Origin of the sequence: Tersicoccus sp. Bi-70, assembly GCF_001968825.1 — a bacterium.
Lineage (GTDB): Bacteria > Actinomycetota > Actinomycetes > Actinomycetales > Micrococcaceae > Tersicoccus.
In genome coordinates this window covers 82,640-97,246 of sequence record NZ_MIEU01000016.1, presented here as the reverse complement: position 1 = coordinate 97,246, position 14,607 = coordinate 82,640, and the positions used below count along the sequence as shown (strand labels likewise).

Annotated in this window: 12 protein-coding genes; 6 read left to right on the top strand and 6 right to left on the bottom strand. The window is 73.1% G+C overall.

Annotated features, from left to right (window positions below):
* The first annotated feature begins 26 nt into the window (after positions 1-26).
* Both BGP79_RS16215 and BGP79_RS13045 read left to right on the top strand, forming a co-directional pair.
* A complete protein-coding gene (locus tag BGP79_RS16215; protein WP_143588423.1) occupies positions 27-728 on the top strand; it encodes a DUF4345 domain-containing protein in 702 nt (233 codons plus the stop codon).
* 61 nt (positions 729-789) lie between these two features.
* Positions 790-1,797 (top strand): bifunctional riboflavin kinase/FAD synthetase, encoded by a 1,008-nt coding sequence (locus BGP79_RS13045; RefSeq protein WP_233121523.1) that lies wholly within the window; start codon positions 790-792, stop codon positions 1,795-1,797.
* A 48-nt stretch (positions 1,798-1,845) separates the two neighbouring features.
* Here BGP79_RS13045 and BGP79_RS13040 read toward each other — a convergent pair whose 3' ends face one another.
* Positions 1,846-3,006: a ScyD/ScyE family protein gene (locus BGP79_RS13040; protein WP_076696223.1), complete on the bottom strand. Its 1,161-nt coding sequence runs from the start codon at positions 3,004-3,006 to the stop codon at positions 1,846-1,848.
* A gap of 274 nt (positions 3,007-3,280) precedes the next feature.
* Between BGP79_RS13040 and rpsO the strand changes: the two genes are divergently transcribed.
* The 3 genes from rpsO to BGP79_RS13025 all read left to right on the top strand — a co-directional run bounded on the left by rpsO (position 3,281) and on the right by BGP79_RS13025 (position 7,636).
* Complete coding sequence (gene rpsO / locus BGP79_RS13035; RefSeq protein ID WP_076696221.1) at positions 3,281-3,550, top strand: 30S ribosomal protein S15; 270 nt, start codon at positions 3,281-3,283, stop codon at positions 3,548-3,550.
* A gap of 331 nt (positions 3,551-3,881) precedes the next feature.
* On the top strand, positions 3,882-6,164 hold the full coding sequence (locus tag BGP79_RS13030) for a polyribonucleotide nucleotidyltransferase (RefSeq protein ID WP_076696973.1): 2,283 nt from the start codon (positions 3,882-3,884) through the stop codon (positions 6,162-6,164).
* 152 nt (positions 6,165-6,316) lie between these two features.
* Entirely contained in the window at positions 6,317-7,636 is a 1,320-nt protein-coding gene (locus tag BGP79_RS13025) for a pitrilysin family protein (RefSeq protein WP_076696219.1), read from the top strand.
* A gap of 88 nt (positions 7,637-7,724) precedes the next feature.
* Here the strand turns inward: BGP79_RS13025 and BGP79_RS13020 are convergent, their stop codons facing one another.
* The 5 genes from BGP79_RS13020 to BGP79_RS13000 all read right to left on the bottom strand — a co-directional run bounded on the left by BGP79_RS13020 (position 7,725) and on the right by BGP79_RS13000 (position 13,172).
* Entirely contained in the window at positions 7,725-8,627 is a 903-nt protein-coding gene (locus BGP79_RS13020) for an ABC transporter permease (protein WP_076696217.1), read from the bottom strand.
* Positions 8,614-9,597 carry an ABC transporter ATP-binding protein gene (locus tag BGP79_RS16985; RefSeq protein WP_076696969.1) on the bottom strand — a complete coding sequence of 328 codons (984 nt, stop codon included), beginning with the start codon at positions 9,595-9,597 and terminating at the stop codon, positions 8,614-8,616. The genes BGP79_RS13020 and BGP79_RS16985 overlap by 14 nt, the downstream gene beginning before the upstream one ends.
* A 101-nt stretch (positions 9,598-9,698) precedes the next feature.
* Positions 9,699-10,784, bottom strand: a complete 1,086-nt coding sequence (locus BGP79_RS16980) for a hypothetical protein (protein ID WP_076696215.1) — start codon at positions 10,782-10,784, stop codon at positions 9,699-9,701.
* A gap of 119 nt (positions 10,785-10,903) precedes the next feature.
* On the bottom strand, positions 10,904-12,727 hold the full coding sequence (locus tag BGP79_RS13005) for an acyltransferase family protein (protein WP_076696213.1): 1,824 nt from the start codon (positions 12,725-12,727) through the stop codon (positions 10,904-10,906).
* Between the two features lie 67 nt (positions 12,728-12,794).
* The gene (locus BGP79_RS13000) at positions 12,795-13,172 is read right to left on the bottom strand and encodes an MFS transporter (protein ID WP_076696211.1); all 378 of its coding nucleotides are present in this window, start codon (positions 13,170-13,172) and stop codon (positions 12,795-12,797) included.
* A gap of 52 nt (positions 13,173-13,224) precedes the next feature.
* Between BGP79_RS13000 and BGP79_RS12995 the strand changes: the two genes are divergently transcribed.
* Entirely contained in the window at positions 13,225-14,517 is a 1,293-nt protein-coding gene (locus BGP79_RS12995; protein ID WP_143588421.1) for a glycoside hydrolase family 28 protein, read from the top strand.
* Positions 14,518-14,607 lie beyond the last annotated feature (90 nt).

The following is a 14,607-nucleotide window of genomic DNA, read 5'->3' as shown; positions in this document are numbered from 1 at the left end:
AGCCACCACGAATCGAGGCACCTCCCGTGACCCAGATCCCGAACCGTCCTGGACCCGCCGACGAACCCGAGCGGGGCGCCGGTCGGTCCGCGCAGCCCGCGGGCACGGACCGGGCGCCGTCGGCTCCGGCCGCCGGTCGCCCGGGGCAGGATCGCGCCGGCACCGCCGGCACTGGCACCGCCGGCACCGGGAGACCCGGCGACACCGGCACCACGGGCGGAACGGGCAACGCCGACCGGGCGGGGAAGTCCGACCGATCCGCGAAGCCGGGCCGTGCCGGCAAGGCCCCGGCAGAGCCGCGCCCCGGCTCGGACTGGGGCACGTTCCGCGCCGTCGTCATCGCCGTCGGCGTCGTACTCGCCGCGGTCGGCGCCTACTTCCTCATCGCCGGCACCCACGGACTGCCGGACGCCCCGAGCGGCCCCTTCGACCCCACCCTCGAGAGCCAGTTCCGGTTCTTCGCCGCGGTCGAGATCGGCGTCGGTGCCGCGTTCATCGCGATCGCCGTGAAGTTCCGGTGGGTCGAGGTGCTGTGGCTCGTGTGCATGATGGTGTTCTTCGGCGGTGTCGGCCGCGTGATCTCGTGGGCCATCGTCGGCGGCACCCCGCACTGGCTGATGATCGTGTTGATGATCATCGAGCTGGCCTTCCCGGCGGCCCTGCTCGTGTGGCACCGCTGGATCACCAAGACCGTCGAGCTGAAGCGGTCGCTGGCCTCCGGCCGCTGACCGCCGGCCGTTCATGGTGGCGCCGCCGATTCCGGTGCGGCGCCCGAGGAGATGGAGACGCGTGCAGTACTTCCCTGATGTCGCCGAGGTGCCCGCCGGGTTCGGACCCAGCGTGGTGACGATCGGCAACTTCGACGGTGTCCACCGCGGTCACCAGCAGGTGATCGCCGAACTCGTGCGGCAGGCCCGGCAGCGGTCCGTACCCGCGGTCGTCGTCACCTTCGACCCGCACCCGGCCACCGTGCACCGGCCCGAGAGCGCCCCGACCCTCATCATGGGGCTGGACGACCGGCTCGAGGCCCTCGCCGAGCTCGGCGTCGACGCCGTGCTCGTCATGCACTACACCGCGGAGCTGGCCCGCAGCACCGCCGAGGACTTCATCACCGACGTCTTCCTGGACGCGCTGGGGGCCGGGGCCGTCGTCGTCGGCCACGACGTGCGCTGGGGCCGGGACAACGCCGGGGACCGGCAGGAGATGGAGCGGCTCGGCGCCGCCCACGGCTTCGCCGTGACCGTGATCGAGGAGTACCAGTTCGGCGCCGGCGATCCGGACGACCCGGGCCAGGAACGGCGCGGATCGTCCACCTGGATCCGCGAGGCGCTCGACGCGGGCGACGTGCGCACCGCCGCCACCGTCCTCGGCCGCCCCCACCGCATGCGGGGACTGGTGGTGCACGGAGCGGCCCGCGGCCGGGCCCTCGGCTTCCCGACGGCGAACCTGGCCCCCGACGCGGTGGGCTACATCCCGGCCGACGGCGTCTACGCGGGCTGGTTGATCGACGAACGCGGCGACCGCTGGCCCGCGGCCATCTCGGTGGGCTCCAACCCGACGTTCGAGGGCGTGAGCCGGCAGGTGGAGGCGCACGTGATCGACCGGCCGGCGGGGGAGGACGTGAACGTCTTCGACCTCTACGGTCAGCGCGTGGCCGTCGAGTTCATCGAGCTGCTCCGCGGCATGGTCGCCTACACCGGGGTCGAGGCGCTGATCGAGCAGATGCGCCTGGACATCGAGACCACGCGAACCGTGCTCCAGGGCGCGCCGACGCCCGGTCATCCCCAGCGGGCGTGACCGGGCGCCCGGTCGCTCAGGCGGCCTCCTCGGCCGGCCGTCGCCGGCTCAGTCGGCGTCCTGGTTGGGGCCGACGGAACCGCGCCGTTCGCCCGCGAGGCTGACCCGGACGATCTGACCCGCCGGCGGCGCGTTGTCGCCAGGCAGCGCATTCGTCGCCACGTACAGCGTGCAGCCCTTGACCGACACGTCGGCCGGCAGCGGGACCGACAGGAACGGACGCGCCGTGTGCGAGCCGCGGGGGATGACCGACACCCGGTTCCCGAACAGCTCCGCCACGTACAGGTCGCCGCGGGCGCTGAAGGCGAGGCCGGTGGGCGAGGCCAGCCCGCCGGCGACGAGCTGCACCCGGCCGTTCGACGGGTTCACCCGGTAGACGGCGCCACGGGCGCCCAGCGAGGGATCCTCCGGCCCGCCCGGCAGCGTCGAGACGTACATCCAGCCGTCCCAGCCCCGCCGCACGTCCGTCGGCACCGGCTCGAAGTAGTAGTCGTGCCCCACGGTGCACGCCGGCAGGCCCGTCGCCTGCGCGGCCTGCGCGGTGACGTGCGTGACCGACGGCGGCAGCACCGCGACCGTCCGGACCCGGCCCGTGCGCCGGTCGACGCCGACGACGTCGTTGCCCCCGGCGTCGGCGACGAACACCTCGTGTGCGGTGGGTTCGGTGGCGTAGGGATGCGAGTCCGCCTCCCCGAGGTAGGAGCCCGGGACCTCTGCCGGCACCTGCGCGAGGCAGGAGGCGGGCAGGTCGCGGAACCCGTACCGGACGCCGCCGTCCGGGTTGACCCGCGCCTCGTACGCCGCCACGTCGGCGAGGGTCCGGACGGTGCCGCCGCGCGAGATCGAGCGGATCAGACCGGTGTTCGGTGCCGGGTCCGGGCCGGCGCCCGTGTTCTCGGCGAAGAACGTGGTCCCGAACCGGTAGGAGACGGCACCGACCTCGGCGCCGGGCGTGCTCGTCCGGTACACCGTGGTGACGTTGCCGCGCGCGTCCGTGCGGTTGAGCAGCCCGGCGAAGTTCTGCGTGAACAGGACGGACGAACCGCGCCCCGCGGCGACGGAGAGCGGCGTGACGAGGTCGGCCCCCGTGATGGGTGTCGGGGTGCCCGGGGCGGGTCCGCGGGCGGCCGCCTGGGCGGGTCCGGCCGCGGCGGCTCCGGTGAGGGTCAGGGCGAGGGCGGTGCACAGCGAGATGAGTGTTCGGCGCATGGTGACTCCGATGCGAGTGGGCGTGGAGACCCGGCGTCGAGCCCGGTGGTCCCCCCGCAGCGGACCTGGCGCACCCGGGACGGACCGGGCCGCGCGCACCCCCACCGACCCGGCGGGTTCGCTGAACAGCACACAGGGTAGACGGCGGCACGCGACCTGTCCACGGTGCTGATAGACTCGTTCGCTAGGTCCGGCTGCAGTCCGTGGTTGCCGTTCCCTCGCCGTCCTCGCGACGGCACCGCACTGACACGGTACTGACTCGAAGGAGTTACCCATGGCACTCGATGCCGCCACGAAGCAGCAGATCATGTCCGACTACGCCACCGGCGAGGGCGACACCGGTTCGCCCGAGGTCCAGGTGGCCCTGCTGTCCCAGCGGATCCGGGACCTGACCGAACACCTGAAGGTGCACAAGCACGACCACCACACCCGTCGCGGTCTGATGGCCCTGGTCGGCCGCCGTCGCCGGCTGCTGACCTACCTGCACGACACCGACATCACCCGGTACCGGTCCCTGATCGAACGGCTCGGCCTGCGCCGCTGAGCGCACCCGCACCGATACACTGGAAGGCGGCTGGACACCCACGTGCCCGGACCGGCGGTCGATCCGCCGGGCGGGGACCGGTGTCGGCCGTCTTTCCTGTTCCTGCACCATCGGCCATCGACGCCGATGAGTGAGGGAGCGGGAATCCGAACAATCCCGGCCAGCGCCCCCGACGGCAGCTGCGGTCCTCGGTAGTGATCTCCGGGCGCCTCGTCCTCTGCGACGCGGAACCGCCCCGGGGATCTCGATCGAAGACCGGTTGCCACCCGCGCGGAGCTCCGCGCGGTGCGGAGGCGCGGCCACGATCACAGAAACGGAGGTGACCTTCTTCATGGAGGGTCCCGAGATCAAGTACGCCGAGGCCGTCATCGACAACGGCCGCTTCGGCAAGCGCACGGTCCGATTCGAGACCGGCCGGCTGGCCCAGCAGGCCGCCGGTGCGGCGATGGTCTACATCGATGACGACACGTCGATGCTGTCCGCCACCGCGATCGGCAAGTCGCCGCGCGAGGGCTTCGACTTCTTCCCCCTGACCGTGGACGTGGAGGAGCGGATGTACGCCGCCGGCCGCATCCCCGGCTCCTTCTTCCGGCGTGAGGGCCGTCCCAGCACGGACGCGATCCTGGCCTGCCGCCTGATCGACCGCCCCCTGCGCCCCGCCTTCACCAAGGGCCTGCGCAACGAGGTCCAGGTCGTCATCACGGTCATGTCCGTCAACCCGGACGAGCTGTACGACGCCGTGGCCATCAACGCCGCGTCCATGTCCACCCAGCTGACCGGTGCCCCGTTCTCCGGCCCGATCGGCGGCGTCCGCGTGGCGCTGGTGACCGACGGCAACGGCGGCGCCCAGTGGGTCGCGTTCCCGAAGCACTCCGAGCTCGAGAACGCCGTGTTCTCGATGGTCGTGGCGGGCAGGATCGTTTCCGGCGGCGCCGGCGACGACGTCGCCATCATGATGGTCGAGGCCGAGGCGACCGACAACGCCTGGACGCTGATCAAGGAGCAGGGCGCCCCGGCTCCGACCGAGGAGACCGTCGCCGAGGGTCTGGAGGCGGCCAAGCCGTTCATCCGCGCCCTGTGCGACGCGCAGTCCGACCTGGCCGGCCGCGCGCAGAAGCCCGCGATCGAGCTGCCGGTCTTCAAGGACTACGAGCAGGACGTCTACGACGTCGTCGCCGCCGAGGCGTCCGACGAGATCGGCCGCGTCTTCGCCATCGCCGCCAAGCAGGAGCGCGAGGCCGCGTCCGACGCCCTGCTGAAGTCGACCGTCGACCGGCTCGCCGGTGAGGGCGCGCAGTTCGCGGGTCGTGGCAAGGAGGTCGCCGGCGCGTTCAACGCCGTGACCAAGAAGGTCGTCCGCCAGCGGATCCTGCGCGAGCAGGTCCGCATCGACGGCCGCGGCCTGACCGACATCCGCAGCCTGACCGCCGAGGTCGAGGTGCTGCCGCGCGTGCACGGTTCCGCAATCTTCGAGCGCGGCGAGACCCAGATCCTGGGTGTCACCACGCTGAACATGCTCAAGATGGAGCAGCAGATCGACTCGCTGTCGCCCGTCAAGCACAAGCGGTACATGCACAACTACAACTTCCCGCCGTTCTCCGTCGGTGAGACCGGCCGGGTCGGCTCGCCCAAGCGGCGCGAGATCGGTCACGGCGCGCTCGCCGAGCGGGCGATCGTGCCGATCCTGCCGACGCGTGAGGAGTTCCCCTACGCGATCCGTCAGGTCTCGGAGGCGCTGGGCTCCAACGGCTCGACGTCGATGGGCTCCGTGTGCGCCTCGACCCTGTCGCTGCTCAACGCCGGTGTGCCGCTGCGCGCCCCGGTGGCCGGCATCGCCATGGGCCTGGTCTCCGACGAGGTCGACGGGGAGACCCGCTACGCGGCCCTGACCGACATCCTCGGCGCCGAGGACGCGTTCGGCGACATGGACTTCAAGGTCGCCGGCACGAGCGAGTTCGTCACCGCCATCCAGCTGGACACCAAGCTCGACGGCATCCCGGCCTCCGTGCTGGCCGCGGCGCTGAAGCAGGCCCGCGAGGCCCGCCTGCACATCCTCGGAGTGCTGGCCGCCGCCATCGACGGCCCGGACGAGATGAGCGAGTTCGCGCCCCGCGTGATCAGCGTCCGCGTCCCGGTCGACAAGATCGGCGAGGTCATCGGGCCCAAGGGCAAGATGATCAACCAGATCCAGGACGACACCGGCACGGACATCTCCATCGAGGACGACGGCACCGTGTACATCGGCGCCACCGACGGCCCGTCCGCGGAGGCCGCACGGTCGGCGATCAACGCGATCGCCAACCCGCAGGTCCCCGAGGTGGGGGAGCGCTACCTGGGCACCGTGGTCAAGACCACGACCTTCGGCGCGTTCGTCTCGCTGACGCCGGGCAAGGACGGCCTGCTGCACATCTCCGAGCTGCGCAAGCTCGCCGGTGGCAAGCGGGTCGACAACGTCGACGACGTCGTGGGTGTGGGCCAGAAGGTCCAGGTCGAGATCACCAAGGTCGACGACCGGGGCAAGCTCTCGCTCTCTCCCGTGGTCGACGACGACGCGGACACCGGCTCCGGCGACGCCGGCGAGCGGGCGCACGCCGAGGCTCCGGCCGAGGGCTGATCCGCCCGTCCCGGGCTCCGGGACACCGCCTGACCGGCACCGTCCGACCAGGCACCGAAAGGAGGTCCGCCGCCACGTGCGGCGGGCCTCCTGCCGTCTTTCCGCGGGAGAACGCTCCCGCCCACCCCGCTCGTCCATCGAAGGAGCGACGCATGACCACCGCCTCGACCACGGCCCCCGGCTGGCCGGCCGCCCCCGACTCGCCCGTGCGGCGCTCCGTGCTGCCCGGCGGGGTCCGGGTGCTGACCGAGGCGATGCCCGGGCAGCGCGCCGTCACCGTCGGCTTCTGGATCGCGGTCGGATCCCGTGACGAGGCGGCCGGCGAATACGGATCCACCCACTTCCTCGAGCACCTGCTCTTCAAGGGCACCCCGACGCGCTCCGCCCTGGACATCGCCTCGGCGTTCGACGCCGTCGGCGGGGAGTCCAACGCGGCGACGGCGAAGGAGAGCACCTGCTACTACGCGCACGTGCTCGACGAGCACCTGCCGATGGCGATCGCCACGATGGCCGACATGGTCACCTCGGCGTCGCTGGACGCGGAAGAACTCGAGCAGGAGCGCACCGTGATCCTCGAGGAGCTGGCGATGGCCAGCGACGACCCCGCCGACGTCGCGCACGAGCGCTTCGCCGCGGCGGTCCTCGGGGACCACGCGCTGGGCCGTCCCATCGGCGGCACGCCGGAGATCATCCGCAGCGTCGGCCGGGAGTCCGTGTCCGCCCACTACCAGCGCTACTACCGGCCGGACGAGCTGGTCGTCACCGCCGCCGGCAGCCTCGACCACGACGCCGTGTGCGGGCTGGTCCTCGAGGCGCTGCGCCGCTCCGGCTGGGAACTGGACCCGGACGCCGTGCCGGTGGACCGCCGGTCCGAGACCGCGGCCGTCATTACCCCGGAAACCGCGCTGCAGGTGGTGCAGCGCCCGGTCGAGCAGGCCAACATCATTCTCGGCACCGGGGGGCTGAACGCGACCGACGACCGGCGCTTCGCCCTCAGCGTGCTCAACGCCGCGCTCGGCGGCGGCATGTCCTCCCGCCTCTTCCAGGAGATCCGCGAGAAGCGCGGCCTGGCGTACTCGACCTACTCGTTCGCCGCCGGCTACGCCGATGCCGGATACGTCGGCCTCTACGCCGGCTGTTCCCCGGCACGGGTCCCGGAGGTGCTCGGGCTGCTGGAGTCCGAACTGGGCCGCCTGGCCGACCACGGGCTCGACGCCGAGGAACTCGATCGGGCCAAGGGGCAGCTGCGCGGCGGGCTGGTGCTCGGGCTCGAGGACACCGCCTCGCGGATGTCGCGGTTGGGCCGCGCCGAGCTGGTGCACGGCCGGTTCATCGACCTGGACGAGTCGCTCGACCGGGTGCAGCGGGTGACGCCGGCCCAGGTCACCGCGCTGGCACGCACGCTCGCTTCCGGCCCCCGCAGCACCGTCGTCGTCGGTCCCTTCGAGGACACCGAGACGTTCGGCCTCTGATCCGGCCACAGTTCGTCGATTGATGTCCGAAACGAGGCGAAATCGCCTCGGATGGAACATGTATTGACGAGCTGGCCGGGGGGCGGCGTCAGCTGAGGATGTCCTTCGTCGTGAACCGGCCGTAGGCGAGCGCGCCGAACAGGGCGACCCAGGCCGCCTGCAGCAGGGCGTTCGCGCCGAAGGACCCCCACGCGATCGGCTGGCGGAGCAGGTCGGCGACGTCGAGCCAGTGATCGGTGAACAGCCACGGGTGCAGCCAGTCGAGCTGGTCGAGGCTGCCGAGCACCTGCGAGACGACGGCGAGCACGATCGTCGTCGCCATCGCCCCCACCGGCACCGTGGTCAGCGTCGAGACGAACAGGCCGATCGCGGCCAGGCCGAGCAGGGACACGGTCACGTATCCAGCCATCAGGGTCAGCCGGCCCAGGGCCTCGGCGGTGCCGATCGTGTCCCCGGAGAGCAGGGTGGCGGAGCCGAGCGGGAAGAGGGTCAGGCCGACGAGGACGCCCCCGGCCACGACGGCCAGGGCCGCCGCGAGGCAGAACACGACGGTCGCGGCGTACTTGACGACCAGCAGCCGCACCCGCCCGGCAGGGGCCGCGAGCAGATAGCGCAGCGTCCCCACGCCGGCCTCACCCGCGATCGTGTCCCCGGCGACGACGCCGACGGTCAGCGGCAGGAACAGCGGCATGCTCACGACCAGGCCGACGACGCCCGCGAACAATCCGTTATGGGTGACCTGGTCGAGGAACGCCGGGCCGCGCCCGCTCGCCGCCCGGCCGGGGGAGAAGCGCACCGCGAGCCCGATCAGGACGGGCACCGCTGCGAGCGCCGCGAGCATCGCCCACGTGCGCCGGCGGCGGAACAGGATGCCGACCTCCGAGCGGAACAGGGCGAGCCCGTTCGCCCGGACACTGCCGGCGCGGCTCTGCGTCCCGGTCTGCGTCCCCGTCCCGGTCGCGGGGAGCGGGCGCCGCTCAGCCGGCGACATCGAAGCCCTCGCCGGTGAGCTCGACGAACCGCTGCTCGAGCGTGGCGCCGGCCGAGGTGAAGCCGCGCACGCGCACGCCGGCGTCGACGAGGGCCGCGACCACCGCCTCCGGCGTGACGCCGTCACCGGACCGCCCGCCTGCCTGTTCGCCGGCCTGCGTGCCGGTCTGCTCGCCGGCGCTCATGACCGGGTAGGCGGCCGTGACCGTCTCCGGGCCCCCGGGTTCGACCGACATCCCGAGCCGGGCGAGGACCGCGACGGCGGCGTCGGTGTCCGGGGTGTGCACCTCCACCCGGGACCGGCTCTCCCCGCGCAGGTCCTCCAGCGTGCCCTGCGCGACCAGGCGGCCGGCGCGCAGCACCGCCGCGTGGGTGCAGACCTGCTCGACCTCGGCGAGCAGATGGGTCGAGACGAAGACCGTCGTGCCGTCGTCGGCGAGCGAGCGGATGAGGGCCCGCACCTCCCGGGTGCCCTGCGGGTCGAGCCCGTTGGTCGGCTCGTCGAGCACGAGCAGCTCCCGGGGCGCGAGCAGCGCCGCGGCCAGGCCGAGGCGCTGTTTCATGCCGAGCGAGTAGGCGTGTACCTTCTTCCGGGCCGCGTGCGTGAGCCCGACGCGTTCCAGCGCCGTCCCGATCCGGGCGGTGCGCGTGCGGGGCGAGGCGAGCGGGTCCGCCGTGTCGAGTCGGCGCAGGTTCGCCTCGCCGTGCAGGAACGGGTAGAAGGCCGGCCCCTCGACGAGCGCCCCGACGTGGGGCAGCACGCGGGCGAGCCGGTCGGGCACGGACTCGCCGAGGATCTCCGCCCGCCCGCTGGTCGGCGCGACGAGACCCAGCAGCATGCGGATCGTCGTCGTCTTGCCCGACCCGTTGGGCCCGAGGAAGCCGAACACGCTCGCCCGGGGCACGATCAGGTCGAGTGAGTCGACGGCGGTGTGGCGGCCGAAGGTCTTGGTCAGCCCGCTGGTGGCGATCGCGGGGCTCGTGGCGGAGCCGGGCCCGGGCGTCGTCGCGACGTCCTCCGTCGCTGCCCCCGCCTCGGCGAGATGACTACCGTGGGCGTGCTCGGCCGGGGTCACCGGGCGGCGGCCTCGAGCGTGCTCGCCGGCACGGCGCCGGCGAGGAGCCGTCCGTCGTCGGTGAGCAGGACATTGACGAGCGAGGTGGAGAGCAGGCGTCCGCCCGGCACCCGCGTGGCGACCTGGGTGACGAGCGGGGACCGGGTGAGGTCCGCGGGCACGCGGGCGGCGGGAATCACCGTGACGGCATCCCAGCCGGCGGCGGTGCCGGCCGTCTCCTTCGCGGCCTGCTGGTTCGACGAGGTGAGGGGCCGGGAGCGGTGGGACGCCGTGGGCAGCTGCTGCTGCGTGACGGTGGCACCCGCCGGCGGCGTGAACGAGAACACCGACGGGTCGGGCGCCCGCAGGTCGAGCGAGGTCAGGGCGACGTGGAACGCGGGATCCGCCTGCCCCTTCGCGTAGACGTCGACGGCCAGCGGCAGCCCGGTGGTCGACTCGACGGCGATCCGCACCGAGGCGACCAGGCTGCCCGTCGTGCGCGGCGTCAGGACGAGGGTCCAGGCGCCGTGGTTCGCGACCGTCACGGGATCGCCGACCGTCACGGTGGTCGAGGGGCCGACCGTGGCGAGGACGTGCTGGGCCAGCTCGTCCGGCGTCGCCGCGGCCGGGCTCGGGCTGTCGGGCGTGAGGGGACCGGCACCGCTCGACGCGGTCGCGGTCGGCAGCGTCGTGTGCGTCGCCCGCTTCGTCGCCGAGTCCCAGGTCCATGCGCTCGTCCCGGAACGGATCGCGTCGCGTTCGGCGAGCTGATCCATCACCTGGACCCGCTGCTTCGTCGGTCCGTCGACGTAGACGCGGGCGGTGTGCCCGGTGGTGAGCAGGTCGAGGATCGCGGCCGTGTTCCCGGCGCCGGCATCCGAGCCGAGGGCCTTCGCCGGGATCGACGGCAACCCGAGGTCGGTGCGCTGCTCGACCTCGCCGGAGAACTGGTGGGTCCGGTGGGCCGCGACGAGGGCGAGCACCTGCTCGGCCGTCGCGGGGGCGGGCGGGGATGCGGCAGAGGCGCCACTGGTCGCCAGGCCCACCGCGACGAGCGCGGGGACGGCGGCAGCGGGGACCCAGCGGTACCAGTTCGTGCTCATGTCCGGCCTCCCGTGTGCGGTGACATCCACGCTACGCCGGTCCCGGTCCGTCAGCGCCGGTTCCGGGCAACCTCACGGGGGATTCCCCGGCTGGCGGTGGCACGACGGCCGGACACCCGTCAGGGGCCGGTGATCGCCCGGGTGATCACGTCCGCGTACAGCTGCTGGCCGCGCGGAGTCGGATGGATGCCGTCGCTGGCCAACCACTCGGGGTGCACGGCGACGGCGGCCTGCCAGTCCGCGACGGTGATGCGGGGCTCGTCCGCCACCGCCTCGTGCAGGGCCCGGTTGGCGTCGGCCGTCCAGTAGACGCGGTCCGGAGCGAAGCCGGTCACGAGCACCAGACGGCGGTCGGGCCCGAGGACGTCCAGCAGGTCGGCGATCCGCTGGCGGGAGAACACGTCGTTCGTGGCCAGGCCGACCACCACGGTGCGGCCGAGCCGGCCCTGGTCCGCCAGGCGGCGGGCGACGTCGGCGGCGTCGTTCATCGACCGGCCCACACTCGCGTCGATCACCGCGCCGCGCAGGTCCCGCTCGAGGGCGGCGGTGGAAGCGACCGTCACCGAGTCGCCGATCACCGTGACGTCCCGCCCCGCGCCGGTGGCCCGGCCGATCGTGCTGGTCGGCTGGGCGTCGAGGACCTTCTGCCCGGACTCGATCTGCTGCTGCGCCTGCGTGGTGGTGGGCGCGTCGGTGACGCCGGCGACGGCCACGCTGCCACTGCCGAGCACGGCGGCCACCGCGACGACGGCCACCGCCAGCGCCTTCCGGCCGCGGGTGCGGGCGTGGGAGCCGAGCGCCCGCAGGGCTCCCCGCCAACCGAGCCTGAGCACGGGCCGCTCGACCCACCGGTAGCTCGCCTCGGTGAGAGCCAGCGTCACGGCGACGACGATGACGGCCTGCGTGAGCATGGGCAGCGTCGGGTCGGCGTAGTGGAGCAGGACGAGGACCGGCCAGTGCCACAGGTACAGCCCGTAGGAGCGCCGGCCGACCCACACGAGCGGGGCCACCGACAACAGGCGGGAGAGCGCGCCGGGGCGCCGGGTCAGCAGGCCCTGGACGACACCGACGGTCAGCAGCGTCGCCAGCGCCAGCCCGCCCTGGTAAGTCAGGTCGCTGCGCTCGGTGAGCACGACACCGCACGCCACCAGACCCGCCAGGCTGAGCAGCCCGAGCCCGTGCCGCACCCGGGCCACGGCCGCAGTGGCAGCGGCCGCGCGGGCGGCGTCGAGCGCGTGGGGGACGGCGAACGCGAGGGCGGCCCCGGCCATCAGCCCGAAGCTGTGGGTGTCGGTCCCGAAGTAGACGCGGGTGGCCTCCGAGCCGGGCACGTGCAGGGCGGCCATGCCGGCGGCGGAGGCGACGGCGGCCAGGGTCGCCGCGACGACGAGGATCCGGCGGCGCGCCTTCAGCAGCAGCAGGCCGACCACGATCAGCGGCCACGCCACGTAGAACTGCTCCTCCACGCTGAGGGACCAGAAGTGCGTGAGCAGCTGCGGGGACGTCTGCGCGAAGTACGCCGAGTGGGAGGTGATGCCCAGCCAGTTGCTGGTGTAGGTCAGAGCGCCGGTGAGCTGCCGGCCCAGCCCGACGAGCACGTCACCGCCCAGCAGGGCGGCGGCGGTGGTCGTCGTGAACAGGACGAGCAGCATCGCGGGCAGCAACCGGCGCGCCCGGCGCAGCCAGAAGGCACCGAACGCGATCCGTCCGGTGCGGCGGAACTCGACCAGCAGCAGGGAGGTGATGAGGAAGCCGCTGAGGACGAAGAAGACGTCGACGCCGATCATGCCGCCGGGCATCCACTGCGGCAGCAGGTGGTAGAGCAGCACGAGCACGACGGCGAGCGCCCGGAGACCGTCGAGGCCGGGAAGGCTCGCGTGACGCGGCCGTGCCGACGCGGTCGGGACGGCCGTGGGGGAGGGGACAGACGACGTCGTTACCAAAACGATATCGAGTCTATCGGTTCTCGCCCACGGCCGCCCCGCTCTGAGAGAAGGCCCACAGCACCCGTCAGCCGGCGGTCGCCTCGGCCTCCCGCACGTGGATCTCCTCGACGAGTTCCCGGTGCCGGGTGTCGGTGAGCGGGTACAGGAACCAGAGCACGAGGCCGGCGATGCAGAACGCGATCGCGGGGTAGAGGGCCTGGATCCCCTTGATGCCGAGTGCCGCGCCGGCGGACTGCGCGACGTTCGGCACGTACCCGACCAGCGTCAGGCCGAAGCCGGCCAGCCCGCCCGCGATCGACTGGGCGATCTTGCGGGAGAAGTTGAACATCAAGTAGGGCGCCGCCCTGACGGCTGCGCTCGCGCCCGTCGCCGCGGTCCCCGGCAGTGCTGCCCCCGGCACCGCCGGTTCCCGCACCACACCGTCGCCGGCGACGTCGTCCACCTGCCTGCCCAGCTCCTGGGGCGCCCTCGGCGACGGGACCCACGACGACACCGTGCCGATCCAGCGCGCGATCGACGACTGCGCCGCTCGCGGCGGTGGCACCGTCCGGCTCACCGGCCCGGACCGGACCTGGGTGACCGGACCCATCCAGCTGCGCAGCCACATCACCCTGCAGATCGACGACGGGGCGACGCTGCGGGCGGTCGCCGACCGGTCCCGATTCACCTGGGGCTTCGTCGGCTACACCTTCAACCAGTCCGCGGCGGGCAACCCCGACGTCGCCGAGGCGCTGGTCTCCGGCCGCGGGGTCACCGACGTCGCGATCACCGGCGGCGGCACCATCGACGGCCAGGGCAGCCAGCTCTGGTGGACCGAGGCCCAGCAGGCCAAGACGGACATCTCCCGCTACAAGTCGGCGCTGACGTTCGGGGCGCTCGCGGCCGCCATCGAGGCCGACCCCGCCCACCCGTCCGCGCTGCCCGCCTCCCGGTACGCGGCGCTCGGGGCGATCCCCACGAGCAACGGCCTGCCCCGGCCGTGGGTCGTCGAGTTCTACGACGCGCAGCGGGTCTCCGTCTCCGATGCCACCGTGACCAACTGCTCGATGTGGTGCCTGGGCCTGAGGTACACGACCGACGCCGCCGTCACCGGCCTGACGGTCCGCAACCCGTCGGACGCCCCCAACACCGACGGCGTCGACGTCGTCTCCTCCGACCGGGTGCGCCTGAGCCGGCTCGACATCGCCACCGGGGACGACGACGTCGCCATCAAGTCCGGCTTCCCCGGCTTCGCGACCCCGGCCGTCCCGGCGACCGACATCACCGTGACCGACTCGGTGTTCGGCACCGGGCACGGGCTGAGCATCGGCAGCGAGGCCGACAACGGCGTCCGCGACGTCCGCGGCTCCCACCTGACCTTCACCGGCACCGACAACGGGGTGCGCATCAAGTCCGGCCGTGACCGGGGCAGCGACATCGGGGAGATCGCCTTCGAGCACGTGCGGATGACCGACGTCGCCAGCCCCATCACCTTCACCGACTACTACACGGGCCTGCCGAAGCCCGGCGTGGACACCGGCCGGCCCGTGACCGCGACGACGCCGCACATCCACGACGTCACGGTGCGGGACCTGCAGGCCACCGGGGCGCAGAAGTCCCAGCTGATCGGACTGCCCGAGGCCCCACTGCAGCGCATCGATCTGTCCGGCGTCCTGCTGCAGGGCACCGCGCTGGAACTGCGCAACGTCACCGGTGCCTTCCACGGCGTCCGGGTGCAGCCGACCACGGGCAGCCCCTACCTCGTCGAGGAGGGCGTCGCCGTCACCGGCCTGCGGGCGACGACCTGACACCGGACTGACGTCACCCGCTGCCGGCTGACACGGGCCGGGCAGGGTCGCCGATCCTGCCCGGCCCGTCGCCGTCTCCGACGGCCGGGC